This window comes from Candidatus Kosakonia sp. 282A-S69, assembly GCF_029433855.1.
Classification (GTDB): domain Bacteria; phylum Pseudomonadota; class Gammaproteobacteria; order Enterobacterales; family Enterobacteriaceae; genus Kosakonia; species Kosakonia cowanii_A.
In genome coordinates, this window is record NZ_JAROAU010000003.1 from 1,119,346 (window position 1) to 1,143,736 (window position 24,391).

A 24,391-nucleotide genomic window follows, 5' to 3' on the forward strand; every position below is an offset into this window, starting at 1 on the left:
ATGGATTTTGTAGTAAACGCAACCGCAATATCCCCTGGTGGCGGCTTGACAATACTCGAGCAATTTATTTCTTATGCCGCACATACTAATACGCATTACTATGTTTTCGTTGCTGAAGATATTGAATTATCTGTATCAAATAATGTTTCAATTATTAGATGCCCGCGAATGGGATGGTTGGCGAGGATTTTGTGGGATGCTAGAGGATTGCCCATTTATCTGAAAAAGCATGGTATTAAACCCCAGCGCGTTATATCTTTGCAAAATACCACTGCTAACGTTGATTACAAACAAATTGTCTATCTACACCAACCGTTGCCTTTTTATGATTTGCTAAGCGTTTTACGTACAAAGAAAATCAAGCTAATTTTCTATTATCTCTTTTACTCTTTCTTTGTTTTCTTATATGACAAAAAAGATACGCAATATGTCGTTCAAACAAAATGGATGAAAGCTGCGGTTGTAAAAAAGAAACCGAAATTACAAAATCGTGTGCATGTCTATCGGCCAGACAATCCCCGGTTTAGTACGGATTGCGATGGAAATACTGCTCATACAGTGAGTAAAGTCTATTTGTTTTACCCTGCAGCCCCCTATAGCTATAAGAACCATATACTGCTCTTGAAGGCCCTGCATAGAGTCAATAAAGAGGCTGGTAGCTATGAATTAAGGATCACTTTTTGTAAAGGTGATTTTAAGGAATTTGATCTGTTAGTGGATAAGCTTAGATTAAATGATAATGTTCATTATTTAGGTTTCCTTGATAAAAAGGGCTTGTTGAATGAATATAATTCTTGTAGGGCTCTGCTCTTCCCGAGCTTTATTGAGACATTTGGTTTGCCATTAGTTGAGGCGGCTAATCTTGGGGTTAAAATTCTCGCAGCCGATCTTCCCTATGCCAGGGAAACGCTGAATGGATATTGCGGCGCGAGCTTTATTAACTATAGTGATGTAGAGAGTTGGCGATTTTCACTTGCCAAAATCATATCAGGTAAAAGCGAAAAATTCCCACCTCTACGTGATGAAGCTTTAGCTCGATCTGATTGGAATATTTTTTTTGAAAAGTTAGTTTCAGGAGAGATTTAATGTTTAAGAATAAAGTATTGTTGATTACTGGTGGTACTGGCTCTTTTGGAAATGCGGTGCTGCGAAGATTTCTCGAAACTGATATTGCTGAGATCCGTATTTTCAGTCGAGATGAAAAAAAACAAGATGACATGCGGAAGAAATATAACAGCAATAAGTTAAAGTTCTATATTGGTGACGTTCGCGATTATAACAGTATTAGTAACGCCACGCGCGGTGTTGATTTTATCTATCATGCTGCAGCGCTTAAACAAGTACCGTCCTGTGAGTTTCATCCGATGGAGGCAGTTAAAACTAACGTCCTCGGCACTGAAAACGTACTTGAAGCCGCTATTAATAATGAAGTGAAACGTGTTGTTTGTCTGAGCACTGACAAAGCGGTCTATCCTATCAATGCTATGGGTATCTCTAAAGCAATGATGGAGAAAGTCATGGTCGCTAAATCCCGAAATGTAAACAGCGAAAAAACGGTGATTTGCGGTACTCGCTATGGCAACGTCATGGCGTCGCGTGGCTCGGTGATTCCTCTGTTTGTTGATCTGATTAAGGCGGGCAAAGCGCTGACCATTACCGATCCGAACATGACTCGCTTCATGATGACGCTGGAAGATGCCGTTGATTTGGTGCTCTATGCATTTGAACACGGTAATAACGGCGACATTTTTGTGCAGAAAGCGCCTGCGGCAACGATTGAGACGCTAGCTATCGCTCTGAAAGAGCTGCTGAATGTTAACGATCACCCGATCAATGTGATTGGCACCCGCCATGGCGAAAAACTCTATGAAGCGCTGTTGAGCCGCGAAGAAATGATCGCCTCCATTGATATGGGTGATTACTACCGTGTACCGCCCGATCTGCGTGACCTGAACTACGGAAAATATGTAGAACAAGGTGATACCCGTATCTCTGTGGTGGACGATTATAACTCTCACAATACCCAGCGACTCGATGTCGAAGGCATGAAAACGCTGCTGTTGAAGTTGCCGTTTATACGTGCACTGCGTGATGGTAAAACCTACGAGCTGGACGCCTGATATGAAAATCCTGATTACTGGAGCTGATGGTTTCATCGGACGCAACCTATGCTTACGCCTTCAGGAAGCAGGGTACGTTGACCTTGTAAAAATCGACCGCGCTTCAAGCGCGGATGACCTTGAAAACGGACTGCAAGAAGCCGATTTTATTTATCATCTGGCGGGCATTAATCGACCAAAAAACGTTGAAGAGTTTGTGCAAGGCAACAGCAATCTGACGAAACATATCGTTGATACGCTGTTAGCTAAGCAGAAAAAGACTCCGATCATGATCAGTTCGTCGATTCAGGCAGAACTCGATAATGCCTACGGTCAGAGTAAGGCTGCGGCAGAAAGAGAGATTGAGCGTTACGCTGAGGAAAGCGGGGCGGCTTATTACATTTACCGTTACCCAAATGTATTTGGTAAATGGTGTAAACCAAACTACAACTCCTTCGTTGCGACTTTCTGCCATAACATTGCCAACAATATCGACATTGTTATCAACGACCCATCTGCACCGGTAAATCTGGTTTATATTGATGACGTTTGCTCTCATGCGATTAAGTTACTGACGGCAACGAGCGACAGCGGATATAAGGACGTGACGCCAATATATTCAACTACCGTTGGCAAGGTAGCGGAATTAATTAACCGCTTCAAAAATAGTCGCTCCACACTGGTCACTGAAGAAGTCGGGACGGGATTCACCCGTGCGCTATATTCGACATGGCTAAGTTATATACCCGCTGAGGAATTTGCCTATACGGTACCGTCTTATGGCGATGCCCGTGGGATCTTCTGTGAGATGTTGAAAACGCCTTCTGCGGGACAGTTCTCATTTTTCACCGCTCACCCAGGTATCACCCGCGGCGGGCACTATCATCACAGCAAAAATGAGAAGTTCCTGGTCATTCGTGGTCAGGCCTGCTTCCGATTTGAACATGTGATTACCGGTGAACGTTATGAACTGAATGTTTCTTCTGATGAATTCAAAATCGTTGAAACGGTGCCGGGTTGGACCCATGACGTTACGAATATTGGCGATGATGATTTAATAGTCATGCTCTGGGCAAACGAAATTTTTAATCGTGATGAGCCTGATACTATTGCGAGATCCTTGTAATGAAAAAATTAAAAATTATGACCGTGGTTGGGACACGTCCCGAAATTATCCGTTTATCACGCGTTTTAGCTAAGCTGGATGAACACTGCGAACATATTATTGTCCATACCGGTCAAAATTATGATTATGAGTTAAATGAGGTTTTCTTTAACGACCTTGGCGTGCGCAAACCAGATTATTTCCTAAACGCTGCGGGTAAAAACGCGGCTGAAACGATTGGTCAGGTCATCATCAAAGTCGATGAAGCTTTAGAGACTGAAAAACCAGAAGCTATGCTGGTGTTAGGCGACACAAACTCCTGCATTTCCGCTATCCCTGCCAAACGTCGTAAAGTTCCCATCTTCCACATGGAAGCGGGGAATCGCTGTTTCGATCAGCGCGTTCCGGAAGAGACCAACCGACGCATTGTTGACCATACTGCCGACATCAATATGACCTACAGCGATATTGCACGGGAATATCTGCTTGCTGAAGGTATTCCAGCGGACCGCATCATCAAAACCGGCAGCCCGATGTTTGAGGTGCTTTCATACTATATGCCGCAAATTGATGGTTCGGATGTGCTTTCACGTCTGAATCTGCAACCGGGTGAATTCTTTGTTGTTAGCGCCCATCGTGAAGAGAATGTTGATTCCCCAAAACAACTCATTAAGTTGGCGACAACGCTGAATACTATCGCTGAAAAATACAACCTTCCAGTGATCGTATCCACGCACCCGCGTACGCGTAATCGTATCAACGAGCAGGGGATCGAGTTCCATCCATTGATCAATCTGCTGAAGCCGTTAGGTTTCCATGATTACAACCACTTGCAGAAAAACTCGCGTGCGGTGCTTTCCGACAGTGGGACCATCACTGAAGAGTCCTCCATCATGAATTTCCCGGCGCTGAATATCCGCGAAGCGCATGAACGTCCTGAAGGATTTGAAGAAGCCTCTGTCATGATGGTAGGGCTTGAGTGTGAGCGCGTTCTCCAGGCGCTGGACGTACTGGCAACGCAGCCACGCGGCGAGACGCGTCTCTTACGGCAGGTGAGCGATTACAGCATGCCGAATGTGTCAGATAAAGTTGTCAGAATCGTTCACTCTTATACAGATTACGTCAAGAGAGTCGTCTGGAAAGAATATTGATGAAACTTGCTTTAATCATAGATGATTACCTGCCCAAAAGTACCCGCGTCGGCGCGAAGATGTTTCATGAATTAGCTCAGGAACTTATGCGACGCGGTCACGAAGTGACGGTAATTACCCCTGATCCAGGCCTGCAACAGGAGGTGTCATCAGACACCTTTCAGGGAGTTAATACATGGCGTTTCAAAAGTGGGCCACTAAAGGATGTGAGTAGAGTTAAGCGGGCCATCAATGAAACGCTCTTGTCCTATCGGGCGTGGAAATCCATTAAGAGTCGGATTAAAAAAGAGACTTTTGATGGTGTGGTTTATTACTCACCCTCCATATTTTGGGGGCATCTTGTTAAGAAGATTAAAGCTCGTTGTCAATGTCCAGCTTATCTTGTGTTGAGGGATATGTTCCCTCAATGGGTAATTGACGCAGGAATGTTAAAAGCGGGTTCTCCGATTGAACGTTATTTCCGTCTGTTCGAAAGATCGTCTTATCGTCAGGCAGACCATATCGGCCTCATGTCCATTAAAAACCTTGAAGTCTTCCAGATGACAAACAAGTGCTATCCTTGCGAGGTTTTGCATAACTGGGCATCTGTGAAGCCAGGGATATTAACTCAGGAATATGTGTCGTTACGTAAGCGTCTTGGCCTGGAAGATAAAGTGATTTTCTTCTATGGTGGAAATATTGGTCATGCGCAGGATATGGCAAACTTAATGCGACTCGCGCGGCGGATGGTGGAACATCCACAGGCCCATTTCCTTTTTGTTGGACAAGGTGATGAGGTAGGTTTAATTAACTCTCTGGCTACAAAGTGGGGGTTGCCAAATTTCACCTACCTTGACTCAGTCAACCAGGAAGAATTTAAGTCCATTCTGGCTGAAGTGGATATTGGGCTATTTTCGCTCTCTGCAAAACACTCCTCGCACAATTTTCCCGGCAAGCTACTGGGTTATATGGTCAACTCGCTGCCTATATTAGGCAGCGTGAATGCCGGGAACGATCTGCTTGATATCGTTAATCAAAATAACGCAGGCTTAATTCATATCAATGGTGAAGATGACAAACTTCACACGTCTGCGCTGTTAATGCTTCAGGATAGTGATGCGCGCCGCCGTTTTGGCATCGGTGCTAATCGATTGTTACAAGAGCAGTTCTCCGTTGAGTCTGCAGCACACACGATAGAAATGAGGCTGGAGGCAGGCAATGCGATTAATTGAGAGTGAGCAGCTCGAAGCACTCTACCTACAAGCAGGGCAATCAGAACGGCTGCGTTCTCATCTGCTGTTGCATAGCTCGCATCAGGAGAAGGTGCAAAGACTGCTGATTGCTTTGGTCAGAGGCAGCTATGTTGAACCCCATTACCATGAGCTTCCACACCAGTGGGAAATGTTTATCGTCATGGAGGGACAGCTTCAGGTCTGCTTGCATGGAAATGATGGCAAGGTCATTAAGCAATTTATTGTCGGTGAAAATACCGGAATAAGTGTGGTGGAGTTTTCTCCCGGAGACATACACAGTGTTGAATGTGTATCACCGCGTGCACTTATGATGGAAGTGAAGGAGGGACCTTTTGATCCCTCCTTTGCTAAGGCGTTCGTTTAGAAACGCATCTTACGCTATCTACCTGTGCTGATCCTGAGTTACCATCTTCAAACATTCAAGCCGCGCATAGGTCGCGTGGTGACCACACCTGACAGGAGTATGTAATGTCCAAGCAACAAATCGGCGTTGTTGGTATGGCCGTGATGGGGCGCAACCTGGCGCTGAACATTGAAAGCCGTGGCTATACCGTTTCTATCTTCAACCGCTCGCGCGAAAAAACCGAAGAAGTTGTTGCCGAGAACCCAGGCAAAAAGCTGGTTCCTTACTACACCGTACAAGAATTTGTCGAATCTCTGGAAACTCCCCGCCGCATTCTGCTGATGGTGAAAGCCGGTGCCGGTACCGATGCCGCGATTGACTCCCTGAAACCTTATCTCGATAAAGGCGACATCATCATTGATGGTGGTAATACCTTCTTCCACGACACTATTCGTCGTAACCGTGAACTCTCTGCGGAAGGCTTCAACTTTATCGGCACTGGCGTCTCCGGTGGTGAAGAGGGCGCGCTGAAAGGGCCTTCTATCATGCCTGGCGGCCAGAAAGAGGCCTATGAGCTGGTTGCGCCAATCCTGACCAAAATTGCCGCGGTAGCTGAAGATGGCGAGCCGTGCGTTACCTATATCGGTCCTGACGGTGCCGGTCACTATGTCAAAATGGTGCACAACGGTATCGAATATGGGGATATGCAGCTGATTGCTGAAGCGTATGCCCTGCTGAAAGGCGGCCTGAACCTCTCTAACGACGAGCTGGCGAAAACCTTCAGCGAGTGGAATGCGGGCGAGCTGAGCAGCTATCTGATCGACATCACCAAAGATATCTTCACTAAGAAAGATGAAGAGGGCACATACCTGGTTGATGTGATCCTGGATGAAGCGGCTAACAAAGGCACCGGTAAATGGACCAGCCAGAGCTCGCTGGATCTCGGCGAACCGCTGTCGCTGATTACCGAATCGGTATTCGCTCGTTACATCTCCTCGCTGAAAGAGCAGCGCGTTGCGGCGTCTAAAGTTCTCTCCGGCCCGCAGGCTAAACCGGCTGGTGATAAAGCGGAATTCATCGAGAAAGTGCGTCGCGCGCTCTACCTGGGCAAAATCGTCTCCTACGCGCAGGGCTTCTCTCAGCTGCGTGCTGCCTCTGACGAGCACAACTGGGATCTGAACTACGGCGAAATCGCGAAGATCTTCCGCGCGGGCTGCATCATTCGCGCCCAGTTCCTGCAGAAAATCACCGATGCCTATGCAGAAAACCCGGCTATCGCTAACCTGCTGCTGGCCCCTTACTTCAAGCAGATCGCTGATGATTACCAGCAGGCACTGCGTGATGTTGTCGCCTATGCGGTGCAGAACGGTATTCCGGTACCGACTTTCTCCGCGGCAGTCGCGTACTATGACAGCTACCGTTCTGCAGTGCTGCCGGCGAACCTGATTCAGGCGCAGCGCGACTACTTCGGTGCGCACACTTACAAGCGCACGGATAAAGACGGCGTATTCCATACGGAATGGCTGGATTAATCTGATAATCATCCATTAGTTGAATATAAGCCCGGTTGTGAAAACCGGGCTTTTTTTTCATCGAAACCGCGATAATTACGGGGGTCGGGCATTTATTTTTAGGAATAAAGCCAGGCAAAGCCAGGCAGGGCGCGCTTCGCAGCCGCTGTTTGTCTTATTGACACTCTCTCAACGGAAGAGGTAAAAACCCCAACAGTTATTGATATAAAGCGGTGGCGATGGGATCGCTACCTCCGGTTTCATACACTGACAAAAGTTGCTTATCGAATGAAAATAACAATCTCCGGAACAGGTTACGTTGGGTTATCAAACGGGATCCTTATCGCGCAGAACCATGAGGTCGTTGCGCTCGATATTGTGCAGTCCAAAGTGGATATGCTTAATGAGAAAATTTCTCCGATCGTGGATAAAGAGATTGAGGAGTATTTACAGAATAAGCCGCTCAATTTCCGCGCAACCACCGATAAGCATGACGCTTACCGCAACGCTGATTACGTCATTATTGCCACACCGACGGATTACGACCCGAAATCCAACTACTTCAATACCAGCAGCGTAGAGTCGGTGATCCGTGATGTTCACGCCATCAACCCCCAGGCAGTGATGATCATCAAATCGACCATTCCCGTGGGCTTCACCCAGTCGATTAAAGAGAAGCTGGGTATTGATAATGTGATTTTCTCGCCAGAATTCCTGCGTGAAGGCAGAGCGCTGTATGACAACCTGCACCCTTCACGAATCGTGATTGGTGAGCGTTCAGAACGCGCCGAACGTTTTGCCGCACTGCTGCAGGAAGGGGCTATCAAACAGGATATCCCGGTGCTGTTTACGGACTCCACCGAAGCAGAAGCGATCAAACTGTTTGCCAACACCTATCTGGCAATGCGCGTCGCCTACTTTAACGAGCTGGACAGCTACGCTGAGAGCCTTGGCCTGAACACGCGTCAAATCATTGAGGGCGTCTGCCTTGATCCGCGCATCGGCAACCACTACAACAACCCCTCATTTGGTTACGGCGGTTACTGCCTGCCGAAGGACACCAAGCAGCTGCTGGCGAACTATCAGTCGGTGCCGAATAACATTATTTCGGCGATCGTTGATGCTAACCGCACGCGCAAAGACTTTATTGCTGACTCTATCCTCGCGCGTAAACCGAAAGTGGTGGGTATCTATCGCCTGGTGATGAAGAGTGGTTCAGACAACTTCCGTGCGTCGTCGATTCAGGGCATCATGAAGCGCATTAAAGCGAAGGGCGTGCAGGTTATCGTCTATGAGCCAGTGATGCAGGAAGATGAGTTTTTCCACTCGCGCGTGGTGCGCGATCTCGAAGCGTTTAAGCAAGAGGCAGATGTGATCGTCTCCAACCGCATGGCGAGCGAACTGGCAGACGTAGAGGATAAAGTCTATACCCGCGATCTCTTCAACAATGATTAATCTGTGATTCTTCAAAAGACGGCCCGGATGGGCCGTCGATCCTCTACCGGGAAAGGTAAAAATCGCCCCGTATCCAGGAATAACAGAAATAAACTCGCCTGATGGCTTAAATAACGCCTGCTAACATTTATTTACATCGATTCCTATAGCAAAAAGAAGGCGAAACGCTAAACTCGTGCTCTATAACTCTTTTTTATGCTTCTCATTTAGGGTGGCTATGACACACGAAAAAAATAACCTGTCCTACCGACAGAATAACGACGCTGAACAAATTGATTTGGTTGATATTTTAGCGCAAATTTGGCGTGGAAAATGGGTCGTTATCATTTTTATTTTATTTAGTATAGTTATTGCTGGGGTTTATCTCGCAACGGCAAAGGAGAAGTGGACATCTGTCGCCGTCGTCAGCTCACCTGATGCGGGTCAGATCGCCAGTTACACCAGCGCCATTAACGTGCTCAGCAACGATACTAAATTCGATACCACTGGGACGCAGCAGCGTGTTATTGCCCGCTTCAATACCGCCTTTTCCGCGTTGGTTGAAACGCTAAAAAACCAGCAGATACCAGAAAAACTGACCATCGACCCCGCCGTCCAGGGGCAGGATTTACCCTTAAAAGTCACCTATCAGGCTTCATCAGCCAGAGAGGCGCAGCAAAAACTTGCAGAGTATATTGAGCAAGTCGATCAACAGATCTCTAAAGAGCTGGTTGATGACCTGAATATCAATATCAAAGCCCGCGCTACTGACTTGCTTGAGTCGCTTTCAACCCAAGAAAAAGTCGCTCAGGAGCAGAAAGATCTGCGGATCAAGCAGATATCTCAGGCGCTTGCTGTTGCTAAAGAGTCACAACTGCAGTCGCCACAGGTGCAACAAACAGAAAACGTCTCACAAGACACCATGTTCCTGCTTGGCAGCAGTGCGCTGGAATCGATGATTAAAAATGAGTCCTCTCGTCCTCTAGCTTTCTCTGATGAATATTACCGTGACAGAAAGAATCTTCTTGATATACAGGGGCTTAAAGTCGATCCGAAGAATATTCACGCCTATCGTTATGTCATGAAACCCACCTTACCGATTCAGCGCGACAGCCCTCGTCGTTCGCTGATAATGATTCTGTCCGTACTTCTCGGCGGTTTCATCGGAGCAGGTATTGTGCTAACACGCAACGCACTGCGAGCCTACAAGCAGCGAGCGTAAAAAGAAAAACCGGGCAGTGCCCGGTTTTTTTATGCCCACAGCTTATTGATGCCGCGCGCGCAGGTTCTCAATCACCGTCGTCAAATCGAGCTGTTGATCCTGCAGCAGCACCAGCAGGTGATACATCAGGTCCGACGCCTCGTTAGTCAGCTCTTCCCGGTCATTTACCGTTGCCGCCAGCGCCGTCTCTACACCCTCTTCGCCAACCTTCTGCGCAATACGCTTCGTGCCGCTGGCATAGAGTTTGGCGGTGTAGGAGCTGGCCGGATCGGCGCTTTTACGCTCTGCCAGCAGCGTCTCCAGCTGATAGAGGAACAGCCACTGGTGGCTGGTGTCGCCAAAGCAGCTTGAAGTGCCTTTGTGACAGGTGGGGCCAATCGGATCCACCAGCACCAGCAGCGTATCGTTGTCGCAATCAGGGGCGATCTTCACCACATTGAGGAAGTGCCCGGAGGTTTCGCCTTTGGTCCACAGGCGGCCTTTGGTGCGCGAGAAGAAGGTCACTTTCCCGCTCTCCAGCGTTTTTGCCAGCGCCTCCTGGTTCATATAGCCCAGCATCAGCACTTCGCCGGAGACCGCGTGTTGCACCACGGCGGGCAGCAGACCGTCGGTTTTTTCCCAGTCCAGTTGGGAGAGTTGTTGCTCTGTTAACATACCCTGATCTCCACGCCCTGGCCTGCCAGGTACGCTTTTAATTCACCAATATTGATAATCTGTTTGTGGAACACCGAGGCGGCCAGCGCGCCGTCGACATCCGCATCGCGGAAGGCTTCAAGGAAGTGTTCCATCGTGCCGGCACCGCCGGAGGCGATCAGCGGCACATTACACACGTCGCGCACTTTCTTCAGCTGTTCCAGGTCGTAGCCATTACGCACGCCATCCTGGTTCATCATATTCAGTACAATTTCACCGGCACCGCGCTTCTGCACCTCTTGCACCCAGTCGAGCGTTTCCCACTGCGTTACACGTGTGCGGCTCTCATCGCCGGTATATTGATTAACGTGATATTTGCCGGTTGCTGCGTCGAACCAGGTATCAATCCCGACCACAATGCACTGCACGCCGAAGCGATCCGCCAGCCGGGTAATCAGCTCAGGCTCCGCCAGCGCCGGCGAGTTAATGGAGATTTTGTCCGCGCCGAAGGAGAGGATCTGCGCCGCATCCTCTACTGACTTAATACCACCCGCGACGCAGAAGGGGATATCAATCACCTCCGCCACGCGCGTCACCCAGCTTTTATCTACCACACGGCCATCGCTGGAGGCGGTGATATCGTAAAACACCAGCTCATCTGCGCCCTCCTCGGCGTAGCGTTTTGCCAGTGGCACAATGTCGCCGATGATTTCGTGGTTGCGAAACTGCACGCCTTTTACCACCTGGCCATCACGCACATCGAGACAAGGGATTATCCGTTTTGCCAGCATTGAATGGCCTCCTTCACCGTGAATTTACCTTCCAGCAGCGCACGGCCGACAATCACGCCGCCCACGCCTGTTCCGCGCAGCGCGGCGATATCGTTAATGTCGCCAATGCCGCCGGAGGATTGAAACGCTACCTGCGGCCAGCGGGCGCAGATCTCTTCATACAGCGACACATTCGAGCCTGCCAGCGTGCCGTCGCGGGAGATATCCGTGCACAGCACATGGCGCAGACCAACGGCAAGATAGGTCTCCACCAGCGCTTCCAGCGTCACGCCGGAGTTCTCCTGCCAGCCGCTGATCGCCACCTGCTTTGTGCCCTGTTCATCAATGCGTACATCCAGTGCCAGCACCAGCTTGTCGGCGCCGAAGCGGGTAAACCAGCGTTTAACCCTCTCGGGCGATTTCACCGCCGTCGAGCCAATCACCACCCGCGCCACGCCCGCGTCGAGCAGGGCGGCAACATCCTCTTCGCTGCGCACGCCGCCGCCAACCTGCACCGGCACGGTGACGCCTGCCACCAGCGTTTTCAGTAGCGGGATCTGGCGGCGCGCCGGATCTTTCGCGCCGGTTAAATCGACGAGGTGTAACAACTGCGCGCCCTCGGCGGCATACGCCTGCAAGCGCGGCAGCGGATCGCTGCCATAATCGCGCTGCTGGGCGTAATCGCCCTGATGCAGGCGCACTACGCTGCCATCAATCAAATCTAAAGCGGGAATGATCATCACATCTCCAGGAAGTTTTTCAGCAGCTGCGCGCCCGCGCGCCCGGAGCGCTCCGGGTGAAACTGCACGCCGTAGAAGTTGTCGCTCTGTACGGCGGCGGTAAACGGCTCGCCATAATCACAGCGGGCGATGGTGCTGGCATTGACCGGCATTGCGTAGCTGTGAACAAAGTAGAAGTAGGCACCATCCTCAATGCCCTGGAAGAGGCGATGGCCCGCTTTCGGGTAGACCTGGTTCCAGCCCATATGCGGCAGCGGCAGCCCGACATCGTTCATCTTCGGCACCGCTTCATCAATAATGCCCAGCAGGTCAACGCCGCCATTCTCTTCACTGAAACGCCCGAGCAGCTGCATACCGAGGCAGATACCCAGCACCGGCTGCGTGCAGGCTTTGACCAGCTCAATCAGCTCGCGCTCGCGCAGCTGATCCATCGCCGCCTGCGCGGTACCGACGCCTGGCAGAAAGAGTTTATCGGCGCGCAGCACCACGTCGGGATCGCGACTGACCTGCGGTTCATAGCCGTGGCGTGTAATGGCGGACTGCACCGAGTGCAGGTTGGCGCAGCCGGTATCGAGGATCACCACATTCATCACAGCACTCCTTTTGAGGAGGGGAGGGTATCGCCCTCAACGCGGATCGCCTGGCGCAACGTACGGCCAAAGGCTTTAAACAGGCTCTCAACACGGTGGTGATCGTTTTTGCCCTTGGTTTTCAGATGCAGGGTCAGCGCCATGGTGTAGGAGAGCGAGCGGAAGAAGTGCTCCACCATTTCAGTGCTCAGATCGCCGACGCGCTGATAGGTGAACTCCGCTTTATACTCCAGGTGCGGGCGGCCGGAGATATCCATTGCGCAGCGCGCCAGGCACTCATCCATCGGCAGCACAAAGCCGAAACGGTTAATGCCGCGCTTGTCGCCGAGCGCCAGCTTCAGCGCTTCGCCCAGCGCCAGGCCGGTATCCTCAACGGTGTGGTGATCGTCGATATAGAGATCGCCTTTTACCGCAATCTCCATGCGAAAACCGCCATGGGTGGCGATCTGATCGAGCATATGGTCGAAGAAGCCGACGCCGGTGTTGATCTTGCTGCCGCCTTCGCGGTCAAGCCACACTTTGACCTCGATCTGCGTCTCTTTGGTGTTGCGGACAACATGCGCGTAGCGGTCGCGACGGGTCAACTGCTCGCCAATCATCGCCCAGTTGAGGGTTTCACGGTTATAGCGCAGGCCGCCAATCGCCATATTGTCAGCCAGCTCAATGTCGGTGGCGCGATCGCCAATCACATAGCTGTTGGCGCGATCCAGCGCGCCTTCTTCCAGCCAGCGCTCGACCAGTTTCACTTTCGGTTTGCGGCAGTCGCAGTTATCGGTCGGCAGGTGCGGGCAGATCAGCACCTCTTCAAACTCCACACCCTGCGAGGTAAATACCTGCATCATCAGATTGTGCGGGCCGTCAAAATCCGCCTGCGGGAAGCTGCTGCTGCCGAGACCATCCTGATTGGTAATCATCACCAGCTTATAGCCCGCCGCCTGCAGCTTGAGCAGCACCGGGATCACCTGCGGCTCGAAAGCGAGCTTGTCAAATCGGTCCACCTGGAAATCGGTGGGCGGCTCGGAAATCAGGGTTCCGTCACGATCAATAAAGAGGTACTTCTGGCTCATACTTGCTCCGCACGTAAAGCGTCAATGACGCGCTGGCTCTCTTCACGGGTACCAATAGTGATACGCAGACAGCCGCTTAAAGAGGGTTGCTTGTTCTGGTCTCTCAGGATAATGCCCTGATCCCACAGTGATTTAAACACCGCGCTCGAGGCGGTCACGCGCACAAGAATATAGTTGGTTTCGGAGTCGAACACCTGCTCAACGCAGGGAATATCGCGCAATGCCTTCACTAAGTAGGCCCGCTCGGCGACGATCTGCGCCACACGCTCACGCATCGCCACCACGCCCTGCGGGCTCAGCGCCTGCGCGGCAATATCGGCGACCGGCGTGGAGAGCGGGTAGGGCGCAATCACCTTCATCAGCAGGGCGATCACCTCTTCATTGGCGAGGGTGAATCCGCAGCGCAGCCCAGCCAGCGCAAAGGCTTTGGATAAGGTGCGCAGAATAACCAGGTGCGGATATTCGCTCAGCCAGCCGGCGAGCGTCGCCTGCGGGCAGAACTCGATATAGGCTTCATCAGCGATAACCAGCGCTTTACCGCGGGTCATCTCCAGCAGGCTGCGCAGATCCTGCGGGTTGATAATCTGCCCGGTCGGGTTGTTGGGGCTGCAGACGTAGACCAGTTTCACGCCGTCCAGTTTATCGGCGATGCCCTGCAGATCCAGCTGCCAGTTTTCACGGGCCAGCACGGTGCGATATTCGACGCCGAAAGTTTCCGCACTGACGCTGTACATGCCGTAGGTCGGCGGGCAGAAGAGCACCGCATCCTGGCCCGGCTCGCAGAAGGCGCGGATCAGCAGTTCAATCCCCTCATCAGCGCCGCGGCTCACCAGCACCTGCTCCGGTTTTACGCCCGCATACCCGGCGTAGTTATCGATCACCGCTTTCGGCTGGCACTCCGGGTAGCGGTTGAGTGCGTTTTGCGTTAAATCGAACGGGACTGCGGTCGGGAACTCATTGGCGTTCAGCCAGACATCACCTTTGCCGCCAAGACGGCGCGCCGACTGGTACGGCGTCAGTTCGCGTACATTTTTACGCGCCAGCTCTTCAATGCTCATACTTGCTCCTTCAGCGCCTTGACGCGCAGGGTTACGGCGTTTTTGTGCGCGGTCAGGCGTTCAGCCGCCGCCAGCGTCTCAATGGTGCTGGCAAGCTGCGCAAACCCCTCGCGCGAAAGCTCCTGCACCGTCATGCGTTTCTGAAAATCTGCCAGCCCCAGGCTGGAGCAGGTCGCGGTGTAGCCATAGGTCGGCAGCACGTGGTTAGTGCCGGAGGCGTAATCCCCCGCCGACTCCGGCGACCAGTCGCCGAGGAACACCGAGCCGGCGCTGGTAATGCTCTCCACCAGCGCGCGCGCGTCGCGGGTCTGAATTATCAGATGCTCCGGGCCATACTGGTTTGAGATCTGAACGCACTGCGCCAGGTCGCGCGCCACAATCAGGCGGCTGGCAGCAAGCGCCTGGCGTGCCGTCTCCGCCCGCGGCAGATCCGCGAGCTGACGCTCAACGGCCTGCGCCACGCGTGATGCCATCCCACTGTCTGGGGTGAGCAGGATCACCTGCGAATCGGGGCCGTGCTCCGCCTGCGAGAGCAGATCGGAGGCAACGAAATCCGGCGTTGCGCCGCTGTCGGCGATCACCAGCACTTCAGAGGGGCCAGCCGGCATATCGATTGCCGCGCCATCGAGGCGTTGGCTCACCTGACGTTTAGCTTCTGTGACGAAGGCGTTACCGGGGCCGAAAATCTTATCCACTTTCGGCACTGACTCGGTACCGAGGGCGAGGGCGGCAATCGCCTGCGCGCCGCCGACCTGATAGACCGCCTGCACGCCACACAGCTGCGCGGCGTAGAGGATCTCATCGGCAACCGGCGGCGGTGAGCAGAGCACCACTTTGCGGCAACCGGCGATGCGTGCCGGAGTCGCCAGCATTAACACCGTCGAGAAGAGTGGCGCAGAGCCGCCGGGAATATAGAGCCCCACCGAGTCAATCGGCCGGGTCACCTGCTGGCAGCGCACGCCGGGCAGGGTTTCCACATCCACGGTTGGCAGAATTTGCGCGGTATGGAAGGTGTCGATGTTCTTCACCGCCACCGCCATTGCCTGTTTGATATCGTCACCCAGGCGGGCGCTGGCTTCTTCAATCTGTTGCGCGGTCACTTTCAGCGCATCGACCTGGCTTTTGTCGAACTTCGCGCTAAAGGCGCGCAGGGCGTCATCGCCGCCTGTGCGCACTGCTTCAATAATCTCCGCGACCGTACGGGTAATGCTTTCAGAGGCGGAGATCGCCGGGCGCTGCAGCAGGGCGCGCTGCTCCTCTTCACTACAGCTGTTCCAGTCGATGATGGTGTCAAAGCTCATACTCTTTTCCTTATCTGGCAAACGGGACCGCAGGCCGCACACAGCGAGGCCTTACTCCATCATCTTCTCAATCGGCAGTACCAGGATGGAGCTGGCGCCCAGTGCTTTCAGCTTCTCCATGGTCTCCCAGAAGAGGGTTTCGCTGCTGACCATGTGCATCGCCACGCGCTGCTGATCGCCCGCAAGCGGCAGAATGGTCGGGCGTTCAGCACCCGGCAGCAGGGCGATGACCTCGTCCAGACGCTCGCTCGGCGCGTGCATCATGATGTATTTCGACTCCCGTGCCTGGATTACGCCCTGAATACGGGTCAGCAGTTTGTCGATCAGCTGCTGTTTGGCCTCCGGCATCTCGCCGTCGCGCTGGATCAGGCAGGCTTTCGAGCGGTAGATCACCTCGACTTCGCGCAGGCCGTTTGCTTCCAGCGTCGCACCGGTAGAGACGAGATCGCAAATCGCGTCCGCCAGACCGGCACGCGGGGCGACTTCGACCGAGCCATTCAGCAGGCAGGATTTAAAGGAGACGCCTTTCTGATCGAGGTAGCGTTTCAGCAGGTGAGGGTAGGAGGTGGCGATGCGTTTGCCGTTGAGCGACAGCGGGCCGTCCCAGGCTTCATCGACCGCCGTGGCCAGCGACAGGCGGCAGCCGCCGAAATCGAGGCGGCGCAGGGTGAAGTAGCGCGGATCTTCGCCCTGTGCGCGGCGGGTCAACAGCTCCTCTTCTAAAACGTTCTCGCCAATAATGCCGAGGTCGACCACACCATCCATGACCAGGCCTGGAATATCATCATCGCGGACACGCAGAATATCGATCGGCATATTTTCCGCGAGGGCGATTAAGCGCTGGGTGTGCAGGTTGATCTTGATACCGCAGCGGGCCAGCAGTTCGCGTGAATCGTCACTAAGACGGCCGGATTTCTGAATAGCTATGCGTAAACGCGAGTTATCTAACATTCTGTTGTCCTCTGTAATCCTGCTAAAATTTGTCCAAAAAAAAGCCCCCGGAAGGCGATCTTCCGGGGGCTCTCTTGCGTTCATGCACCACTGGAAGATCTGACTCTCTTCCAGCACACATCGCCTGAAAGACTAGTCAGGGTGATGGTGATGATGGTGGTGTTTAGATGGAACGCGGTTCATAAAATTCTCGATGAATGCTTATTCATATGTTGGCAATTACCGTAAACCAGTTTGGGCGTTGAAGGCAAGGGCTTTTTTTTATGATTAAATCATTTCATATTCGTTCTATGAATTGTCACTGACAGAGCGCTGGCGTAGCCTAATGCTATTCGCAGGTTGTCAGCAGGGGAGAGGCATGAAAAAAGTCGCAATTGTCGGATTAGGCTGGTTGGGGATGCCGCTGGCGCTCTCATTAATGGCGCGAGGCTGGCACGTGACTGGCAGTAAGACCACGGAAGATGGCGTCGAGGCGGCGCGCATGTGCGGTATTGAAAGCTATCTGCTCAGGCTCGAACCGGAACTGGTCTGTGACGCAGACGATCTCGATGCGCTGATGAGTGTCGACGCGCTGGTGATAACACTACCTGCCCGTCGCAGCGGCCCCGGCGAGGAGTTCTATCTGCAGGCGATGCAGGAGATTGTCGACAGCGCGCTGGCGCACCGCATTCCGCGCATACTTTTTACCAGCTCTACCTCGGTGTATGGCGATGCGCCTGGTATCGTTAAAGAGAGTACGCCGCGGCAGCCAGTGACCGCCAGCGGGCGCGTGTTGAAGGAGCTGGAGGACTGGCTGCACAATTTACCGGGTACGCAGGTCGATATTTTACGTCTGGCCGGATTAGTCGGGCCCGCTCGCCATCCGGGGCGCTTCTTCGCCGGTAAAACCGCGCCGGACGGTCAGCTTGGCGTTAACCTGGTGCATCTCGAAGATGTGATTGCCGCTATTACGCTGCTGCTGCAATCGCCGAAAGGCGGGCACATTTATAATATCTGCGCGCCCGCGCATCCGACGCGCGAAACTTTCTATCCGGCGATGGCGCGTAAGCTGGGTCTGCCAGCGCCAAACTTTACCGATTCGCCGGCGGAAAAGCGCGGCAAAGTGGTGGATGGCAGCCGCATCTGTTATGAACTAGGCTTTGAATATCTCTACCCCGATCCCATGCAGATGCCTCTGGAGTAGAGCTTTTTAGCAAAAAATGCTATTAGAAGGATTAATGATCATGCTGGCGTTTAAAAATCAAACGGTTAGACATCATTAATCTTTGCGGCGGCCTGCATTCTATTGTCATTGTGCTTCAACATGGTGCAGAATATGCCGCTGCAAAAAAAGAGAAGATTAACCGACGTTCAACGCGTCGGTTATTTTTTTGCAAGCAAAACGTCATTCAATAAAAGAGGCCGGGCTTCGTACCGGATAGATACACATTTAAAAACCGACAGTCGTTGTCGCTGAGGAAAGAACACAAATGGGGCAATATTTTGCATTTGCGACGGCGGCCGCCGTTCTGGAGGATAGCCATGTCGCATAACGTTACTCCAAAAACCTCTCGCGTGGAATTGCGTAAGACCCTTACGCTGATTCCGGTTGTAATGATGGGCCTTGCCTATATGCAGCCGATGACGCTGTTCGATACGTTCGGTATCGTCTCCGGCCTGACCGATGGTCACGTGGCAACCGCCTACGCGTTTGCCCTGGTCGCTATTCTCTTTACTGCCCTGAGCTACGGTAAACTGGTGCGCCGCTTCCCGTCGGCGGGCTCCGCCTATACCTATGCGCAGAAATCTATCTCCCCGGCCGTGGGCTTTATGGTCGGCTGGTCATCGCTGCTGGACTACCTGTTCATGCCGATGATCAACATTCTGCTGGCGAAAATTTACTTTGAAGCGCTGGTGCCTTCTGTTCCGTCGTGGCTGTTCGTGGTGGCGCTGGTGGCCTTTATGACCATCTCCAACCTGCGCAGCATTAAGACCGTGGCGAACTTCAACACCCTGATCGTGATCCTGCAGATGGGCATCGTTGCCGTCATCGTCGGGCTTATCATCTACGGTGTCTCGCATGGCGAAGGCGCAGGTACGCTGACCAGCACCCGTCCGTTCTGGTCCGAAGGGGCGCACGTGGTGCCGATGATCACCGGTGCGACGATCCTCTGCTTCTCGTTCCTCGGCTTCGACGGCATCTCTTCTCTTTCTGAAGAGACCAAAGACGCTGAGCGCGTGATTCCTCGCGCAATCTTCCTCACCGCACTGCTGGGCGGCGTGGTCTTTATCGTTGCGTCCTACTTCCTGCAGCTCTACTTCCCGGATATCTCGCGCTTTAAAGATCCGGACGCGTCGCAGCCGGAGATCATGCTCTACGTTGCGGGCAAAACCTTCCAGTGGGGCGTGCTGATTTTCTCAAGCGTCACCGTACTGGCATCCGGTATGGCGGCACACGCAGGCGTCTCCCGTCTGATGTACGTCATGGGCCGCGACGGCGTTTTCCCGACCCGTTTCTTCGGCTATGTGCACCCGAAATGGCGCACTCCGGCGTGGAACGTGCTGCTGGTTGGCGCGATTGCGCTGCTGGCGATTAACTTCGATCTGGTCACCGCGACGGCGCTGATCAACTTCGGTGCGCTGGTGGCCTTCACCTTCGTTAACCTGTCGGTGATCTCCCAGTTCTGGATCCGCGAGAAGCGTAACAAAACGCTGAAAGACCACTTCAACTACCTGGTGCTGCCGGTCTGCGGCGCGCTGACAGTGGGTGCGCTGTGGGTCAACCTCGAAGAGAGCTCGATGGTGCTGGGCCTCATCTGGGGCGGTATTGGTCTGGTTTACCTCGCCTGCGTGACCCGCAGCTTCCGTAACCCGGTGCCGCAGTACGAAGATATTACCCAGTAAGATCTGTTCAGAGATAACAGAACCGGAGGCCACGCCTCCGGTTTTTTTTGCCTTCGCCCTTCCGCCAGCTGCTAATAACCAAACACCCTATGCTAGACCATTTTGTTATTGGTTCCCGTCCGCCCGCTTGTGAATAATTTGCGATCTTGTTTTTCCGGACGTTTACACCGTTATGTTCTCAATGATTGTAAGTGGATTGATCTGCGGCGCGCTGCTCGGCTTTGTGATGCAGCGGGGCCGTTTCTGCCTCACTGGCGGCTTTCGCGATATGTATATCGCGAAAAATAACCGTATGTTTTACGCCCTGCTGATCGCGATTGCTATTCAGAGCGTGGGGGTTTTCGCCCTGATTCAGGCGGGTGTGGTGCAGTATGACGCAGGCGCTTTCCCGTGGCTTGGCACGGTGGTGGGCGGCTATATTTTTGGGCTCGGCATCGTCTACGCCGGCGGCTGTGCAACCGGAACCTGGTATCGCGCCGGGGAGGGGTTGATCGGCAGCTGGATTGCGCTCTTCACCTATATGGTGATGAGTGCGGTGATGCGCTCGCCGAACGCGGCGGGCCTCAACCAGCTGTTGAAAACCTACAGCACCGAACACAACTCGATCGCCGAGACCTTTGGCTTCTCCGTCTGGCCGTTAATTGTTTTGCTGGTGGCGGTAACCCTGTGGGTGGTTGCGAAAGAGCTGCGTAAACCGAAGCTGAAAGTGGCCTCGTTGCCGCCGCGCAGAACCGGCCTTGCGCACATTCTGTTTGAGAAGCGCTGGCATCCGTTTGTCACCGCCGTGCTTATCGGGCTGATTGCGCTGCTGGCGTGGCCGCTGAGCGAAGCTACCGGGCGCATGTTTGGTCTCGGCATCACCTCGCCGACCGCCAACATTCTGCAATTTTTGGTGGCAGGCCAGAGCAAAGTGCTGAACTGGGGCGTCTTCCTGGTGCTGGGGATCTTCCTCGGATCGCTGATTGCCGCGAAAGCCAGCCGCGAGTTCCGCGTACGCGCCGCCGATGCGCAAACCACGCTGCGCAGCGGCTTCGGCGGGCTGTTGATGGGCGTCGGTGCCAGCATGGCCGGCGGCTGCTCCATCGGTAATGGTCTGGTGATGACGGCGATGATGACCTGGCAGGGTTGGATCGGTCTGGTATTTATGATCTTTGGCGTATGGACCGCGTCATGGTTTTTATATGTTCGTCCGCAGCGCAAAGCGAAGCTTGCCGCGGCTGTGGCTTAAATAAACAGGAGCTGTTATGGCGGTTAAAAAACTCGATGTGGTAACCCAGGTATGCCCGTTCCCACTGATTGAAGCAAAAGCGGCGCTGGCAGAGATGCACAGCGGCGATGAACTGGTGATTGAGTTCGACTGCACCCAGGCGACGGAAGCGATTCCCCAGTGGGCGGCAGAAGAGGGGCACACCATTACGGATTACCAGCAGGTGGGTGATGCCGCCTGGAGCATCACCGTCCAGAAGGCGTAAGCCGCAGGCCCTCCCGCGCACGGGAGGGCAACGTTCAGACAATCTCTTCGGCGTACTGCCACAGCGCTTTCAACAGCGCCTGTTTTTCACTGTCCCCTTCATACTGCTGGAACAGCGCCTGCAACTCTTCGGCATAGCGTTGTAAAAATTCCGGCGTGAAGATCTCGCGGCGATGCGCCAGCCAGCGCTGCTGCTCCTCTTCATCGAGCGTGCCGGGGAAGTTGCGCGCCCGGTAGTTAAACAGCAGCTTCTCAATGCGCCCGTCGGCAAAGGTGATATCCAGCGCGGGCAGGTTGCGCGGCTCGGTCTCCAGCAGGATCTTCATTGCAGCGCGATCGGCATCGCTGAAAAAGCCGTTGTAGATCTGCGCGTCGACATTCTCCGACGGTACAAACGGCTCCGCTTCGGCGAAGAGTGCCAGCACTTTTTCGCGCACCTGCGGGTGGTCACGCAGGATCTGTAAATTATCGAGACAGCGCTGGCGGTCGATGCCGAGCCGCTCGGCATCCTCTGGCCGCAACGTATTGGCCTGCGCCAGCACCGGGCACTTGTTAAGATGCACCAGCTTAACCGGCACCGCAGCAGCATCCCCCAGCTCGCTCTTCGGCGTATAGAGGCGCTCACGCAGCGCATCGGCATCCAGCTCCAGCAGCGGCGACATATCGCCTGCCAGATCAACCATAATCACCGCGTTGCGGTTTTCCGGGTGCCACGCCAGCGGCGCAACCCAACTGGTATTGCCGCGCGCCGCGCCAAACATGCCAGAGACATGCACCAGCGGTTTCATCTGCGACACATCAATTAAGGTCGCCAGCTTCTGCTTGCTGCGATGGCTATAGAGATAGGCAAACAGCTTCGGCTGCTTCGCTTTCACCAGCTGCGCCATGGCGATGGTGGCATAGACATCCGCCATCGCGTCGTGGGCGTTACTGTGTTCAATGCCGTTGGCTTTGGTGAGGTGTTCAAGGCGGAAACTGGGCAGCCCCTCTTCATTCTCCGGCCAGTTGATCCCCTCCGGGCGCAGGGCGTAGCAGGCACGCATTACGTCCAGCAGATCCCAGCGCGAGTTATGGTTTTGCCAGCTCCAGGCATAGGGATCGTAGAAGTTGCGGTAAAAAATATTACGCGTCACTTCATCATCAAAACGGACGTTGTTGTAGCCCACCACGCAAGTATTTGGCACCGTGAAGAGGGCGTGAATACGTTTCGCAAATGCCGCTTCGTTTTCACCTCTGGCGCGTGCCACCTGCGGGGTAATCCCGGTGATCAGCACCGCTTCAGGCTGGGGAAGATAGTCATCGGCGGGTTTGCAGTAGAAGACTTCCGGCTCGCCGAGAGTCGTGAAATCGGCATCGGTGCGCAGCGCGGCGAATTGCGCCGGGCGATCCAGCGCGGGGCTGGTTCCGAAGGTCTCGTAATCATGAAAAAGAAATGTCGGGGTAGCCGGGGAATCAGACACCAGAAGCTCATCCTGTCAGAAAGTATGCCGACTATGGTAAACCATCGTCGCCCGTGTGCCGAAGAAAAACCGTGCCAGCTTACGGCGTAACACGCAAAAACAGGGGCTTAAAAATGATTTATGTCACATTTCTTTGCAATTTTGCCAGGTAACGACACACGAAGTTCCGTACAAAGGACGCCCCTTTCCGAAGTATTGAGGATATTTCATTGAAACGCCGTTTGTTTGCTGCTTCATTGTTGGCGGTGAGCGTCCATTGCGCTCAGGCCGACGACCTCCCATTTGCCCCTCAACCCCCGGCAGTGCAGGCCGGATCATGGGTGTTGATGGACTACACAACCGGGCAAATCTTAACTGCGGGGCATGAGCATCAGCAGCGTAATCCGGCGAGTCTGACGAAATTGATGACCGGCTATGTCGTCGATCGCGCGATTGATAGCCATCGCATCAGTGCCGATGATGTTGTGACGGTTGGCAAAGATGCCTGGGCGCAGGGCAACCCGGTGTTTGCCGGCTCGTCACTTATGTTCCTGAAGCCTGGCGACCGTCTGACCGTGCGCGATTTGAGTCGCGGGCTGATTGTGGATTCCGGCAATGACGCCTGCGTGGCGCTGGCGGATCACGTTGCTGGCGGGGAGCCGCAGTTCGTGGCAATGATGAACGACTATGTGCAGAAACTGAACCTGCGTGATACCCACTTTGAAACGGTACACGGCCTGGATGCGCCGGGGCAGCACAGCTCGGCCTACGATCTGGCGGTGTTATCTCGCGCCATTATTCACGGCGAGCCGGATTTCTATCACATGTACAGCGAAAAGAGCCTGACGTGGAATGGCATCACGCAGCAGAACCGCAATGGCCTTTTATGGGACAAAAGCCTGAATGTCGATGGGCTGAAGACGGGCCACACCTCTGGCGCTGGTTTTAACCTGATCGCCTCAAGTGTGGATGGTCAGCGGCGTTTGATTGCGGTGATCATGGGGGCGGACAGCCCGAAAGGGCGCGAAGAGCAGGCGCGCAAGCTGCTGCACTGGGGCCAGCAGAACTTCGATACGGTTGAGATCCTGCGTAACGGTAAAAAAGTGGGCAGCGAACGCGTCTGGTATGGCGATAAAGAGCAGATTGCCGTCGGCACCGATGAGGATCGCTGGCTGGTGCTGCCGAAAGCGGAACTGCAAAACATCAAAGCCAAATATGTGCTGGACAGCAAAGAACTAGAAGCGCCCCTTGCCGCGCATCAGCGCGTCGGTGAAATCCAGCTGTATGACCGCGATAAAGTGATCGCCAAAATGCCGCTGGTGACGCTAGAGAGCGTTGGCAAAGGTGGGCTCTTCTCCCGTCTGAGCGACTACCTGCACCACAAAGGGTGA

At 53.7% G+C, this 24,391-nt stretch carries 24 protein-coding genes and 1 other annotated feature; of the genes, 14 read left to right on the plus strand and 10 right to left on the minus strand.

Translation table 11 applies throughout. From position 1 onward, the window contains the following. The 9 genes from PU683_RS10915 (at position 1) to wzzB (ending at position 10,097) form a co-directional block, all read left to right on the plus strand. Positions 1-1,086 (plus strand): glycosyltransferase, encoded by a 1,086-nt coding sequence (locus PU683_RS10915; protein WP_277171479.1) that lies wholly within the window; start codon positions 1-3, stop codon positions 1,084-1,086. Continuing rightward, on the plus strand, positions 1,086-2,120 hold the full coding sequence (fnlA, locus tag PU683_RS10920; protein WP_277171480.1) for a UDP-N-acetylglucosamine 4,6-dehydratase/5-epimerase: 1,035 nt from the start codon (positions 1,086-1,088) through the stop codon (positions 2,118-2,120). Before PU683_RS10915 ends, fnlA begins: the two co-directional genes overlap by 1 nt. A 1-nt stretch (position 2,121) precedes the next feature. After that, positions 2,122-3,225 carry a UDP-2-acetamido-2,6-beta-L-arabino-hexul-4-ose reductase gene (gene wbjC / locus PU683_RS10925; protein WP_277171481.1) on the plus strand — a complete coding sequence of 368 codons (1,104 nt, stop codon included), beginning with the start codon at positions 2,122-2,124 and terminating at the stop codon, positions 3,223-3,225. Then, entirely contained in the window at positions 3,225-4,355 is a 1,131-nt protein-coding gene (gene wecB / locus PU683_RS10930; protein ID WP_277171482.1) for a non-hydrolyzing UDP-N-acetylglucosamine 2-epimerase, read from the plus strand. The genes wbjC and wecB overlap by 1 nt, the downstream gene beginning before the upstream one ends. Beyond that, the gene (locus PU683_RS10935) at positions 4,355-5,566 is read left to right on the plus strand and encodes a glycosyltransferase family 4 protein (RefSeq protein ID WP_277174269.1); all 1,212 of its coding nucleotides are present in this window, start codon (positions 4,355-4,357) and stop codon (positions 5,564-5,566) included. The genes wecB and PU683_RS10935 overlap by 1 nt, the downstream gene beginning before the upstream one ends. Further along, positions 5,553-5,951, plus strand: a complete 399-nt coding sequence (locus tag PU683_RS10940) for a WbuC family cupin fold metalloprotein (protein WP_277171483.1) — start codon at positions 5,553-5,555, stop codon at positions 5,949-5,951. Before PU683_RS10935 ends, PU683_RS10940 begins: the two co-directional genes overlap by 14 nt. Positions 5,952-6,055: 104 nt before the next feature. Continuing rightward, positions 6,056-7,462 carry an NADP-dependent phosphogluconate dehydrogenase gene (gndA, locus tag PU683_RS10945; RefSeq protein WP_023479125.1) on the plus strand — a complete coding sequence of 469 codons (1,407 nt, stop codon included), beginning with the start codon at positions 6,056-6,058 and terminating at the stop codon, positions 7,460-7,462. 267 nt (positions 7,463-7,729) lie between these two features. Further along, positions 7,730-8,896, plus strand: a complete 1,167-nt coding sequence (gene ugd, locus PU683_RS10950; RefSeq protein WP_277171484.1) for a UDP-glucose 6-dehydrogenase — start codon at positions 7,730-7,732, stop codon at positions 8,894-8,896. Between the two features lie 217 nt (positions 8,897-9,113). Continuing rightward, on the plus strand, positions 9,114-10,097 hold the full coding sequence (wzzB, locus tag PU683_RS10955) for an LPS O-antigen chain length determinant protein WzzB (RefSeq protein ID WP_277171485.1): 984 nt from the start codon (positions 9,114-9,116) through the stop codon (positions 10,095-10,097). Between the two features lie 42 nt (positions 10,098-10,139). On the opposite strand, the gene hisIE is transcribed toward wzzB, so the two are convergent. From hisIE to hisL, 9 genes are all read right to left on the minus strand, one after another. Beyond that, on the minus strand, positions 10,140-10,751 hold the full coding sequence (hisIE, locus tag PU683_RS10960; protein ID WP_277171486.1) for a bifunctional phosphoribosyl-AMP cyclohydrolase/phosphoribosyl-ATP diphosphatase HisIE: 612 nt from the start codon (positions 10,749-10,751) through the stop codon (positions 10,140-10,142). Further along, a complete protein-coding gene (gene hisF, locus PU683_RS10965) occupies positions 10,745-11,521 on the minus strand; it encodes an imidazole glycerol phosphate synthase subunit HisF (protein WP_277171487.1) in 777 nt (258 codons plus the stop codon). Before hisF ends, hisIE begins: the two co-directional genes overlap by 7 nt. Next, the gene (gene hisA, locus PU683_RS10970) at positions 11,503-12,240 is read right to left on the minus strand and encodes a 1-(5-phosphoribosyl)-5-[(5-phosphoribosylamino)methylideneamino]imidazole-4-carboxamide isomerase (protein WP_277171488.1); all 738 of its coding nucleotides are present in this window, start codon (positions 12,238-12,240) and stop codon (positions 11,503-11,505) included. The genes hisF and hisA overlap by 19 nt, the downstream gene beginning before the upstream one ends. Further along, a complete protein-coding gene (gene hisH, locus PU683_RS10975) occupies positions 12,240-12,830 on the minus strand; it encodes an imidazole glycerol phosphate synthase subunit HisH (RefSeq protein WP_277171489.1) in 591 nt (196 codons plus the stop codon). The genes hisA and hisH overlap by 1 nt, the downstream gene beginning before the upstream one ends. Then, a complete protein-coding gene (gene hisB, locus PU683_RS10980) occupies positions 12,830-13,897 on the minus strand; it encodes a bifunctional histidinol-phosphatase/imidazoleglycerol-phosphate dehydratase HisB (protein ID WP_277171490.1) in 1,068 nt (355 codons plus the stop codon). Before hisB ends, hisH begins: the two co-directional genes overlap by 1 nt. Then, entirely contained in the window at positions 13,894-14,955 is a 1,062-nt protein-coding gene (gene hisC / locus PU683_RS10985; RefSeq protein ID WP_277171491.1) for a histidinol-phosphate transaminase, read from the minus strand. The genes hisB and hisC overlap by 4 nt, the downstream gene beginning before the upstream one ends. Then, a complete protein-coding gene (gene hisD, locus PU683_RS10990; RefSeq protein ID WP_277171492.1) occupies positions 14,952-16,256 on the minus strand; it encodes a histidinol dehydrogenase in 1,305 nt (434 codons plus the stop codon). The genes hisC and hisD overlap by 4 nt, the downstream gene beginning before the upstream one ends. 51 nt (positions 16,257-16,307) lie before the next feature. Beyond that, on the minus strand, positions 16,308-17,207 hold the full coding sequence (hisG, locus tag PU683_RS10995) for an ATP phosphoribosyltransferase (RefSeq protein ID WP_023479108.1): 900 nt from the start codon (positions 17,205-17,207) through the stop codon (positions 16,308-16,310). 35 nt (positions 17,208-17,242) lie between these two features. After that, positions 17,243-17,364: a sequence feature (His leader region), on the minus strand. Then, positions 17,340-17,390 carry a his operon leader peptide gene (gene hisL, locus PU683_RS11000; RefSeq protein WP_124971351.1) on the minus strand — a complete coding sequence of 17 codons (51 nt, stop codon included), beginning with the start codon at positions 17,388-17,390 and terminating at the stop codon, positions 17,340-17,342. It overlaps the preceding feature by 25 nt. Positions 17,391-17,565: 175 nt before the next feature. Between hisL and PU683_RS11005 the strand changes: the two genes are divergently transcribed. The 4 genes from PU683_RS11005 to tsuB all read left to right on the plus strand — a co-directional run bounded on the left by PU683_RS11005 (position 17,566) and on the right by tsuB (position 21,562). Beyond that, positions 17,566-18,390 carry an SDR family oxidoreductase gene (locus PU683_RS11005; RefSeq protein ID WP_277171493.1) on the plus strand — a complete coding sequence of 275 codons (825 nt, stop codon included), beginning with the start codon at positions 17,566-17,568 and terminating at the stop codon, positions 18,388-18,390. Between the two features lie 338 nt (positions 18,391-18,728). Further along, positions 18,729-20,090: an APC family permease gene (locus PU683_RS11010; protein ID WP_277171494.1), complete on the plus strand. Its 1,362-nt coding sequence runs from the start codon at positions 18,729-18,731 to the stop codon at positions 20,088-20,090. A 172-nt stretch (positions 20,091-20,262) separates the two neighbouring features. After that, positions 20,263-21,318 (plus strand): thiosulfate utilization transporter TsuA/YeeE, encoded by a 1,056-nt coding sequence (gene tsuA, locus PU683_RS11015; RefSeq protein ID WP_277171495.1) that lies wholly within the window; start codon positions 20,263-20,265, stop codon positions 21,316-21,318. Positions 21,319-21,334: 16 nt separating this feature from the next. Then, positions 21,335-21,562: a thiosulfate utilization sulfurtransferase TsuB/YeeD gene (gene tsuB, locus PU683_RS11020; protein ID WP_023479141.1), complete on the plus strand. Its 228-nt coding sequence runs from the start codon at positions 21,335-21,337 to the stop codon at positions 21,560-21,562. A 34-nt stretch (positions 21,563-21,596) separates the two neighbouring features. Here the strand turns inward: tsuB and sbcB are convergent, their stop codons facing one another. Beyond that, a complete protein-coding gene (sbcB, locus tag PU683_RS11025; RefSeq protein ID WP_277171496.1) occupies positions 21,597-23,021 on the minus strand; it encodes an exodeoxyribonuclease I in 1,425 nt (474 codons plus the stop codon). A gap of 209 nt (positions 23,022-23,230) precedes the next feature. Between sbcB and dacD the strand changes: the two genes are divergently transcribed. Continuing rightward, positions 23,231-24,391: a serine-type D-Ala-D-Ala carboxypeptidase DacD gene (dacD, locus tag PU683_RS11030; RefSeq protein WP_277171497.1), complete on the plus strand. Its 1,161-nt coding sequence runs from the start codon at positions 23,231-23,233 to the stop codon at positions 24,389-24,391.